This window comes from Bradyrhizobium genosp. P, assembly GCF_049949265.1.
GTDB lineage: Bacteria > Pseudomonadota > Alphaproteobacteria > Rhizobiales > Xanthobacteraceae > Bradyrhizobium.
Genome location: NZ_CP188195.1, coordinates 3,430,198 through 3,440,187, shown reverse-complemented (window position 1 = coordinate 3,440,187; position 9,990 = coordinate 3,430,198). Strand labels below are relative to the sequence as shown.

Genomic DNA, 9,990 nt, shown 5'->3' with positions numbered 1-9,990 from the left:
TTCGACCAACTTGACACGCCGGGCAAATCAGAGGTATTATTCTAATATTCCGAAATCCTGTAAGCACAGCCCTCGCTCCCGCAATGCCTTGCACGTCAGCAGGGGAAGCGTCCTGCGTCATGGGCTGTTTAGCACGGCTGCCGCTATCCCCGCCTTAGTCGTCGGCCCCATGGCCATCCTGAGAACATCCAGTGCCTTTCTACAGAGGGCGCCGCGCTGAGCATTGGTTAGGCTGACGCCCTTCACCGTCATACGGGCCGCATGCGTAAACGCCCTACTGCCGCCGCCTCGGCCCAACCGGTGCTGCCGCAGGAGCCGGCTCCGGTGCGTTGTTGCTGCCACCAAAAATCACCCGGCTTGGGTTGCGATCGAAATTGTTCACGGCGCGGCTGATGTCGCCGAGCGTCCGGCGGCCGTCGGAGATCAGGGCGTTGGAACGTTTGTCGAGATCCTCGGCGAGGTCGCGGATCGACTTCACCATCAAACTGAGTTCGCCGCCATTGTTGCCGCCCGCGATTGCGTTCAGCCCGAGCATGAGATTGTCAGCCTTGCCCATCACGCCGTCGACCTTGAGCATGACGTTGTCGATCTTCTCGGAATTGCGCGCCAATGCCGCGGTGAAGATTTCGACATTGTGCAGCGAATTCTTCACCGATTCCTGATTGTCGGCGACGATGCGGTTGACATTCTGCAAGGTGGCGCGGATCGCCTCGGTGACGTCCTGTAGCGCGTTCGGATCAGCGGTGAGGACGGGGACGCCATCCTGGTCGAGCGGCACCGGTGGCGCGGCCTCCTCGCCACCCTTCAACGAGATCGCGGCAACGCCGGTCAGGCCCTGGAATTCGAGGCCGACCAGGGTGTCCTTGCGGATCGGGGCGTTGTTCTCGATCATTGCGAGCGCAACCACCCGACGCGGGTTGTCGAGCTTCACCGAAACGACTTCCCCTATCCGAATACCGTTAAAATTGACGGCGCCGCCGTTGCGCAGGCCCGACGCCGGACCCTCGAAGATCACCCGGAGCGGACTGCGCGCCTTGGTGGTGTGCAGGCTCTGAAACCAGAGCACGAAGCCGAACGCCGCCGCGATCACCGCCAGCGTGAAGACTCCGATCAGCACATAGTTCGCCCGCGTTTCCATCAATTACTCTCAATCACTCTCAATCCCTCTTGGGCTCCGTCGCCGCTGCGCTGCACCAGAGCCCGTCGAATTACCTGTTGGCACATGACCTCGTCCGAAAACCGGCCTCCACTTTCGGGATCATGCGCTAGCCCACAACGGCGCGGGCGCGCTTGCCATTGAAATATTGCTGCAGCCATGGGTGCTGCGACGCCTTCATGTCGGCGATCGATCCTGCTGCAATGATCTTACCGTTCCCTAAAACGGCGATACGGTCGCAGGCGGTATAAAGACTGTCGAGATCGTGGGTTACCATGAAAACGGTCAGCCCCAAAGTGCGCTGCAGGGTACGCACCAGCTCGTCGAAATCGCCCGCGCCGATCGGATCGAGGCCCGACGTCGGCTCATCGAGGAATACCAGCTCCGGATCGAGCGCGAGCGCGCGCGCCAGTGCGACACGCTTGATCATGCCGCCCGAGAGTTCTGACGGATAGCGGTCGGCCACTTCCGGTTTCAGGCCGACCATCCCGAGCTTGGCGACCATGATCTCGTCGAGCAGCCGTTGCGACACGCGCAGATATTCGCGCACCGGGAACTGGATGTTCTGCCGCACCGTGAGCGAGGAGAACAGCGCGCCCTGCTGAAACAGGATGCCCCAGCGCCGCTCGACTCCGCGCCGCTCGGCGGTACCGGCGGCATCGAGATCGATGCCGAACACCTCGATGCTGCCGGAGACTTTTGGCACCAGCCCGATGATGGTACGGGTCAGCACCGACTTGCCGGCGCCGGACGGACCGACGAAGCCCAGGATCTCGCCACGCTTCACATCGAGGTTGAGGCCGTCAAGCACGCGCGTCTTGCCGAACTGCACGGTAATGTCGCGGACCCGGATGATGGCGTCCAGCTCCTGTTCCGCCATGGTCACATTCCGATCGAGGCGAAGAAGATCGCGAACACGCCGTCCATCACGATCACGAAGAATATCCCCTTCACCACCGACGAAGTGGTGTGCTGGCCGAGCGACTCCGCCGAGCCCTGCACCGCAAGCCCCTCGACGCAGGCGACGATGCCGATCACGGCGGCCATGACCGGCGCCTTGATCATGCCGACGATGAAATGATCGATCGAGATCGCGTCGCGCAGCCGCTGCAGGAACGCTTCCGGATCGACGCCGCCATAGAGCCAGGCAACCAGGCCGCCGCCATAGAGCGCGGCCATCGCGCCGAGGAAAGCGAGGATCGGCAACGCCAGCACAAGCGCGAGCATCCGCGGCAGGATCAGGACCTCGACCGGATCGAAACCCATGGTACGCAGCGCGTCGATCTCCTCGCGCATCTTCATCGAGCCGAGTTCGGCGGTATAGGCCGAACCCGAACGGCCCGCGACCATGATCGCGACCAGCAGCACGCCGATCTCGCGCAGTACCAGCACGCCCAGCATGTCGACCACGAAGATGTCGGCACCAAATTGCCGGAAATGAAAAATGCCCTGCTGGGAGATGATGCAGCCGATCAGGAAGGTGATCAGCACCACGATCGGCACCGCGCGCCAGCAAACCTGCTCGAGGTGATGGACCGTCGAGGTCAAGCGGAAGCTGCGCGGGTGGATCAGCACCTTGCCCGCCGCGGCGATCACGGCGCCGAGCATGTCGACCAGGCTGAGGATGGTGCCGCCGATGCCGACCACGGTGCGGCCGATCTGCTCGAACATCCCGGTGACCGAGAGCGGATCGCTGTCGACCTTGGGCACGGCACCAACGCGGCGGACCTCGTCCACCAGCGTCGAGTAATCGGCCGAGAGCCCGGCGATCTTGGCTTCGGCGCTGGGGTCGCTGAGGCTGCGGCGCAGCCGCTCGATCAGCCAGGCGCCGAACGTATCGAGCTTGGCGACCTGCGAGACGTCGATGAAGATGTTCGGACGGCTGCCGCGCAGCTTCTCGGCGTCGGAGACGATTCGTTCGAGCACGGGGGCAAATCGGGCCGTCCAGTTGCCGGACGCGCACAACGCCAATCCCTCGCCCTGAGCAATCCGCTCCAGTATCGGGTCACCGCTCACCTTGCCACCCCTCGGCTGGTCGGCCGCTCGAAAAGCCGGTCACCGGCGCTCCCGGGTCGCCTTGTCGAATCTGTCACTAACCAGCCATAATTGGTTGCAAGTCGCAAGCATACGGTTCAGGAAATAGTAGACTTTAAAATGACTTCCACCCCCTCCCGAATACTTTCTGCCCACATCGAGCGCTGGCCGATCGCAGGCTCCTTCACCATCAGCCGCGGTGCCAAGACCGAAGCGGTCGTCGTGGTCGCCGAGATCAGCCAGGGCGGCCTGACCGGTCGCGGCGAATGCGTGCCCTATCCGCGCTATGGCGAGACACCGGAAGCGACGCTGCAGGCGGTTCTGGCGATGCAGGAGCCGCTGGCCATGGGCATGGACCGCAGCGCATTGCAGGAGCGGATGCCAGCGGGTGCCGCTCGCAACGCGCTGGATTGCGCATTGCTGGACCTCGCGGCCAAGGTTGCGGACGAGCGTATCTGGAACCTGCTGGGCCGGCCCGCGCCCAAGCCCTGCACAACCGCCTACACGATTTCGCTGGGATCCCCCGAGACAATGGCAAAGGCAACCGCCAAGGCCGCCCATCGCGCCCTGCTCAAGATCAAGCTGGGTGGCGACGGCGATGGAGACCGTATCAGGGCGGTTCGCAAGGCGGCGCCCAGATCCGAGCTGATCGTCGACGCCAATGAGGCCTGGACCGAGCACAACCTTGCGGCCAACCTCGCGGCCTGCGCCGACGCCGGCGTCACTTTGATCGAGCAGCCGCTGCCATCAGGCAAGGACGAGGCGCTGTCGCGGATCAAGCGGCCGGTCGCGGTCTGCGCCGACGAGAGCGTGCATCACCGCGCCTCGCTCGAGGCCCTGCGCGGCCGCTATGACGCCGTCAATATCAAGCTCGACAAGACCGGCGGACTCACGGAGGCGCTTGAGATGGCGGATGCCGCGCGCGGGCTCGGCTTCGAGATCATGATCGGCTGCATGGTCGCGACCTCGCTGTCGATGGCGCCGGCGATGCTGATCGCGCAAGCCGCGCGCTTCGTCGATCTCGATGGCCCACTGTTGCTGGCGCGCGACCGCGACAACGGATTGCGCTACGACGGCAGCCTGGTCTATCCGCCGGAGCCCGCGCTCTGGGGATAATGGGTGAATCGGTGCCGCGCCAGCCACATCACGAGCCCGCCGGTGGCCGCCATCGCGGCCATCATGTGGTAGACGCCCTGCCCGTAGCGCGCATAGACCATGCCGCACAGGATCGCCGTCGTGCTCGCGAACATGCCGCCGCAGGCGGTGAGATAACCTTGCCCGCGCGCGATCATGTGCGCGGGCACCTGATGCACCATCAGCCCCATGATGCCGACCTGCGTCAGCCCGAACGTCAGGCCGTGAGCGAGCTGGACCACGGCAAGGATCGGCAGCGGAGGATTCTACGCGGTGATGGTCCAGCGCGCCACCGCGCTGACCGCGGCGATCACCACCAGCACGGCCGGCGGCAGCGCGAAGCGCGGCGACAGCGCGAACAGCACGATCTCGGCGACGACGCCGATGGTCCAGAGCGCTCCGATCGTGAGCCCGCTGAGGCCCGCCTGCTGCCAGGCGATCGACGCGAAGATGTAATAGGCCGAGTGGCTGCTCTGGATCAGCGCCGAGGACACGATGATGGCGAGGAAGCCGGGATCGCGCAGCAGCTTGCGCCCGCCACGCGTCGGCGCCGAGGTCGCAGCGGCCCGGTCCAGCGGCCGCAGCGTCAAGCTCACGAGCGCGCCTGTTACAGTGACGGCAGCGATGATCCAGATCAGCTGGGCTTCGGCGATATAGCCGAACAGCAGCCCACTGCCGAGCGCGCCGACCACGAAGGCGGCCGAGCCCCACAGCCGCAGCGGCCCGTAATTCAGCCCGTAACGCGCCACACCGCGCAGCGCATAGGCGTCCGTCAGCGGCACCATCGGCGTCCAGACGCAGCAGGTCAGCGCATAGGCGAGCAGCACGAGCAACGGCTGGCGCTGGGTGCCGATGACAATGAATCCGAACGCGGTGGCGAAGCCCGTCAGCATGATGGCGCCGCGCAGCATCTGGCGCCGCTCGGCCGCGCCGGTGACGAGCGGCAGAACGGTGAAGCGGGTCGCCGCGGGAATCGCCGTGATGATGCCGATCCAGGCGGCATCGATACCGATCGCCTTCAGCCACACCGTAAAAAACGGCAGAGGACGCCGGTCGTGCCGAACAGTGTGGCATAAAATGCCGCCAGGCGGCCTGCGAATCGCCTCGATGCAGACTCGGCTGCGGTGGGGATTTGTGATTCGATAGACATCAATTCAATTGCGATTCGCGCGATATCGTGATGATCGTTAGCGTAACGCGTAGTGATTTGCGCGAAGAGAATATGATGGCTGAACAAGCATTCGCCCTGTCGCCGATTTCCGCCCGCGCGGCCCAGCCGAGCGAGGAGGATTATGCTGCGATCAGCGAAGCCTTCATGGAGACCGCGCGAGGCCGCTGGTTCCTCGGCGAATACGCCAAGCGCAACCGCAATGCCGATACGCGCATGGTGCTCGATGCCGTGGCGCGGATCGAGCAAAGCCTTGCAGCGCAGCGGCAAGCTGCCGCTGACGCGTTCAGGGACGAGCAGCTGGAACAGGCGTTGGCCGCGCTGCGCGGTGTGGTCGAGGCCGCTCAGGCTTCCGCAATAGCGGCGCTCGATGACCTCAGCTTCGAGCCATTGCTGGTGCCGGTGCGCAAGGGCGTGCGGGTGATCCGCGAAATCTCCTGGCGGCTGCGCGAGATCGGCAATGACGGCCGGATCTGCGACATCATCGATTCGCAGGCCAGCGCCATCGAGACCGGCGCCGCACAGATATCGATGGACGACGCCAAGACCGTGCTGGATGCCGCCTTCGCCACGCTGGCGCGCCGGCTCGCCGAGTTCAACGCGGAACCCGCGGTCGCGCCTTCGGCCGAGCCGGCGGTGGCCGAGACAGCGGTCGCGGAAGCGCCGGCGGCTTCCCCCTCGCCGCCTCCGGTGGCCGAGCAGGCCGCACCCGAGATCATAGCCGCCGACCCGTTGCCGGCTCCGTCGGTGGCCGCGACACCGAACGACGAAATGGCCGCGGCCGCGATGCCGCAGCCGGGCGAAACAGCGTTCGCAAGGGCTGAGGCGGCGCTGGCCGAAGCTGAGGCCGCTGAGCTCGCCCGCGCCACCGACGCGGCGGCCGACGCGCATGACGAGGCCGTGCTCGACCTCATCGCGATGGAGATGGGCGCGCCCGATTCGATCAACGGTGACGAAGCGATGATGGTCGCGGAGATGCCGATCGCCGAGGCGCCGCTGGTCGAGCCCGAAACAGCCGCTCAGACACCACAGCCGGAATTGACGCGCGCGCCCGAGCCCGTCGTCGCATCTCCCGCGCCGACGGTCGAGGTACCGGCCGCCGAAGCACCGCAGAGCCATCCGGCACCGCAGGCTGACATCGTACCTGCGCCCCAGCCCGCGATGGAGGTGTCGCTCGGCTCGACCATCATCGCGAGCGGCCTCGTCAAGAAGCCCAACGCCGCCGCCAACGATCCGCTGGCCCCGATCCGCCGCATGACCCAGGCCGAGAAGATCGCGTTATTTTCGTGATCGCGCGTCATTGCCGGGCTCGCGCCCGCAATCCATCAATCATCGAACGATCTTCTTGTGATGGATGCGCGGGTCAAGCCCGCGCATGACGGAACAAGTTCTCCGCGCGTCGCGTCAGGCGACCAGCTTGGCGAACAACTCGGCGTCGACATTGCCGCCAGAAAGCACGATGACGACGTTCTTGCCCTTGGTGTCGAGCCGTCCTGCCAGCAGCGCGGCAAGCCCGACGGCGCCGCCGGGCTCAACCACGAGCTTCAATTCGCGATAGGCAAAGGCGACCGCCGCGCCGACCTCCTCGTCGGAGACGCTGACGCCGTTCGCCAGCAGCTTGCTGTTGATCGCGAAAGTGAGTTCGCCCGGCATTGCCGCCATCAGCGCATCGCAGATGGTGCGGGCTGCAACCGGATGCGCTTCACGATGCCCGGCCTTGAGCGACAGCGCGTGATCGTCGTAGCCCGCAGGCTCGGCGACGATCACCTGGGCCTGCGGGAATTTTGCCTTCACCGCGGTGGCGACGCCTGCGATCAGGCCGCCGCCGGACGCCGGCGCCACGACGATATCGGGCATCAGCCCGAGCGCGGCCATGTCCTCGGCGATCTCGCGGCCGGCGGTGCCTTGGCCTGCGATCACGAAGGGATCGTCATAGGGACGCACCAGCGTCGCGCCGCGCTTGCTGGCGATGCCGTTGGCGATCGCCTCGCGGTCGTCGCGGTCGCGATCGTAGAGCACGACCTCGGCGCCATAGGATTTGGTCCGCTCGCGCTTGGTCAACGGCGAATCCGCAGGCATCACGATGGTCGCCTGCATGTTGAGGATCTTTGCCGCGGCCGCGACGCCCTGGGCATGGTTGCCCGAAGAGAATGCGACCACGCCGCCACTCCGCTGCGCTTGCGGAATTGAGGCCAGCTTGTTGAAGGCGCCACGGAACTTGAACGATCCGGTCCGCTGCAGCATCTCAGGCTTCAGGAAGATCCTGGTGCCAATCCGCTCATCGAGAACGGGGAAGGTCAGAAGCGGCGTACGCACCGCAAACGGCGCGACCACCCTTGCAGCGGCATCGATGTCCGCGGCAACGACGAGGGGATTCGAAGCGGTTTCCATCATCCGCAATTTGTATCGCGGTAGCCGATGAAGGAGCAAGACGCTTTAGCGTGAGATCGGCTGGGTGGCCGGCAGAATAGCAAAATGATGCTCTTCGGCGCCGAATTCGACCGCGATTTCCCCTTCATCATCTGGCAGGATGGGCCGAACATTCGTGGCACGGTCGATGAACACCCGTGCCGAGGCCTGCCAGGTATGAAGGGCTGCAAAATCGACGCAGGCCTGCCGGGGAATGCTCAGCGCCTCCAGGCAGGCATGGTGCAAGTCCTCGTCGAGCACGCCGACGGGCGCCGCGCCGATCACGTCGCGGGGGCCTGTGACCGGAAAAGCGGCAACCGGCAGCCCGCTCGCCAGCGCCTCGAGCAGCACGAGGCCAAAGGTGTCGGTCCGGCTCGGGAACACGAACACGTCGGCGGCGGCATAAATCTCGGCCAGTTCCTCGCCATGGCGCGCGCCAAGGAACACGGTTTCCGGATATTTGCGTTCCAGCGCCGCACGCGCGGGTCCGTCGCCGACCACGACCTTGGTGCCGGGCAGATCGAGATCGAGGAACGCCTCGAGGTTCTTCTCCACCGCCACGCGGCCGACGCTGAGATAGACCGGCTGCGGCAGGCAGAGATCGACATCGCGCGGATGGAACAGCCCTGTATCAACGCCGCGCGACCACAGCACCACGTTGCGGAAGCCGCGCTGGCGCAACTCGTTGGCCAGCGCCGGTGTCGCTGCCATCACCGCCTGGCTCGGCTTGTGGAACCAGCGCAGCGCGCGCCATATCCAGGATTCCGGGATCGGCGACCGCGCAGAGACATACTCGGGAAAACGGGTGTGGAAGCTCGTCGTGAACGGCAGGCCGTGCCTGCGGCAATAGCGGCGGACCAAAAGTCCGATCGGGCCTTCGGTCGCGATATGGATGCTGTCGGGCTTCGCCGCCTCGATCAGCTTCGCAATCTTTGCCGGCGCCGGCAGCGCGAGCCGGAGATCGCGATAGCTCGGCATCGCAAAGGTGCGGAACGATTCCGGCGTCAGGAAGCTCACCTCGACGCCGAGCGATTTTGCCGCCTGCGCCATCATGGTCAGCGTGCGGACCACCCCGTTGACTTGGGGATGCCACGCATCAGTCGCGACCAGGATATGCGTCATGCAGCGCGTGCCGTTACTCGCGGAACCGGCGCGACGCGGCGCTGCGGGTCGGTCCAGGTGATGATCTCGAAGTGGCCGTCTTCATGTTCGGCAAGCGCAGTGCAGCTCTCGACCCAGTCGCCGCAATTCATGTAGCGGATGCCGTGCTCGTCATGAATGGTCGCGTAGTGGATATGGCCGCAGATCACGCCGTCGCAGCCATGCCGCCGCGCCTCGCCCGCCAGCGTGGACTCGAACGCGCCGATATAGTTCACCGCCTTCTTGACCTTCAGCTTGGCCCATTGCGACAGCGACCAGTACGGCACGCCGAACATGCGGCGGAAGAAGTTGACGAAGCGATTCATCTGGATCGCGAAGTCGTAGGCCTTGTCGCCGAGATGGGCGAGCCAGCGCGCGTTCTGCACCACGAGATCGAAGATGTCGCCGTGGATCACCAGATAGCGCTTGCCGTCGGCACCGGTGTGGACGGTGTTTTCCACCACATCTATGCCGCCGAAATGCGTGCCGTAAAAATTGCGCAGGAACTCGTCGTGGTTGCCCGGGACGTAGATCACCTTGGCGCCCTTGCGCGCCTTGCGCAGCATCTTCTGCACGAAATCGTTGTGGGTCTGCGGCCAGTACCAGTTCGACTTCAGCGCCCAGCCGTCGACGATATCGCCAACCAGATAGATCGTGTCGGCATCGTGGGTCCGGAGGAAGTCCAGCAGGCGGTCGGCTTGCGAACCGCGGGCTCCGAGATGAACGTCGGAGATGAACAAAGTGCGAAAGCGCCGTTCGGGGCTTTCTTCACTCAAGGAGTCACTTCCCATGCCTGTGCACCTAACAGATTCCTGTGACAAGGCGATGACGATCCCCGTGACCGAAGGCCCCATAAACGTTAACGAGAATCAGTTACACGCCCCTTCACTGCGGATAACAGCGCGATGCGACAATCTGGCGACATGGGAGTCGTGAGTGGACGGAACAC

The 9,990-nt window shown here is 65.0% G+C and carries 8 protein-coding genes and 1 pseudogene; 2 read left to right on the top strand and 7 right to left on the bottom strand.

The features are described 5' to 3' along the window. Positions 1-274: 274 nt before the first annotated feature. From ACP2YO_RS16575 to ACP2YO_RS16565, 3 genes are all read right to left on the bottom strand, one after another. The gene (locus ACP2YO_RS16575; RefSeq protein ID WP_426441775.1) at positions 275-1,138 is read right to left on the bottom strand and encodes an MlaD family protein; all 864 of its coding nucleotides are present in this window, start codon (positions 1,136-1,138) and stop codon (positions 275-277) included. A gap of 127 nt (positions 1,139-1,265) precedes the next feature. Further along, positions 1,266-2,036, bottom strand: coding sequence for an ABC transporter ATP-binding protein (locus tag ACP2YO_RS16570; protein ID WP_426441774.1), 771 nt, complete (start codon positions 2,034-2,036; stop codon positions 1,266-1,268). A gap of 2 nt (positions 2,037-2,038) precedes the next feature. Beyond that, a complete protein-coding gene (locus ACP2YO_RS16565) occupies positions 2,039-3,172 on the bottom strand; it encodes an MlaE family ABC transporter permease (protein ID WP_426441773.1) in 1,134 nt (377 codons plus the stop codon). A gap of 138 nt (positions 3,173-3,310) precedes the next feature. Between ACP2YO_RS16565 and dgcA the strand changes: the two genes are divergently transcribed. After that, positions 3,311-4,306: an N-acetyl-D-Glu racemase DgcA gene (gene dgcA / locus ACP2YO_RS16560; RefSeq protein ID WP_426441772.1), complete on the top strand. Its 996-nt coding sequence runs from the start codon at positions 3,311-3,313 to the stop codon at positions 4,304-4,306. On the opposite strand, the pseudogene ACP2YO_RS16555 reads toward dgcA, so the two are convergent. Then, a pseudogene (locus ACP2YO_RS16555) lies at positions 4,276-5,474 on the bottom strand (MFS transporter). The gene dgcA and the pseudogene ACP2YO_RS16555 overlap by 31 nt on opposite strands. A 75-nt stretch (positions 5,475-5,549) precedes the next feature. Between ACP2YO_RS16555 and ACP2YO_RS16550 the strand changes: the two are divergent. After that, a complete protein-coding gene (locus ACP2YO_RS16550) occupies positions 5,550-6,782 on the top strand; it encodes a hypothetical protein (protein WP_426441771.1) in 1,233 nt (410 codons plus the stop codon). Positions 6,783-6,896: 114 nt separating this feature from the next. Here the strand turns inward: ACP2YO_RS16550 and ACP2YO_RS16545 are convergent, their stop codons facing one another. From ACP2YO_RS16545 to ACP2YO_RS16535, 3 genes are read right to left on the bottom strand one after another with little or no spacing between them, the layout of a single operon-like run. Continuing rightward, on the bottom strand, positions 6,897-7,886 hold the full coding sequence (locus tag ACP2YO_RS16545) for a threonine/serine dehydratase (RefSeq protein ID WP_426441770.1): 990 nt from the start codon (positions 7,884-7,886) through the stop codon (positions 6,897-6,899). A gap of 42 nt (positions 7,887-7,928) precedes the next feature. Beyond that, positions 7,929-9,023, bottom strand: a complete 1,095-nt coding sequence (locus ACP2YO_RS16540; RefSeq protein WP_426441769.1) for a glycosyltransferase family 4 protein — start codon at positions 9,021-9,023, stop codon at positions 7,929-7,931. Beyond that, positions 9,020-9,832, bottom strand: coding sequence for a UDP-2,3-diacylglucosamine diphosphatase (locus tag ACP2YO_RS16535; protein ID WP_426441768.1), 813 nt, complete (start codon positions 9,830-9,832; stop codon positions 9,020-9,022). Before ACP2YO_RS16535 ends, ACP2YO_RS16540 begins: the two co-directional genes overlap by 4 nt. Positions 9,833-9,990: the final 158 nt, after the last annotated feature.

Bases quoted from the DNA above. Each gene is read 5' to 3' on its own strand.
- ACP2YO_RS16575 (WP_426441775.1), bottom strand. From the start codon at position 1,138: ATGGAAACGCGGGCGAACTATGTGCTGATCGGAGTCTTCACGCTGGCG.
- ACP2YO_RS16550 (WP_426441771.1), top strand. From the start codon at position 5,550: ATGGCTGAACAAGCATTCGCCCTGTCGCCGATTTCCGCCCGCGCGGCC.
- dgcA (WP_426441772.1), top strand. From the start codon at position 3,311: ATGACTTCCACCCCCTCCCGAATACTTTCTGCCCACATCGAGCGCTGG.
- ACP2YO_RS16545 (WP_426441770.1), bottom strand. From the start codon at position 7,886: ATGATGGAAACCGCTTCGAATCCCCTCGTCGTTGCCGCGGACATCGAT.
- ACP2YO_RS16540 (WP_426441769.1), bottom strand. From the start codon at position 9,023: ATGACGCATATCCTGGTCGCGACTGATGCGTGGCATCCCCAAGTCAAC.
- ACP2YO_RS16535 (WP_426441768.1), bottom strand. From the start codon at position 9,832: ATGGGAAGTGACTCCTTGAGTGAAGAAAGCCCCGAACGGCGCTTTCGC.
- ACP2YO_RS16570 (WP_426441774.1), bottom strand. From the start codon at position 2,036: ATGGCGGAACAGGAGCTGGACGCCATCATCCGGGTCCGCGACATTACC.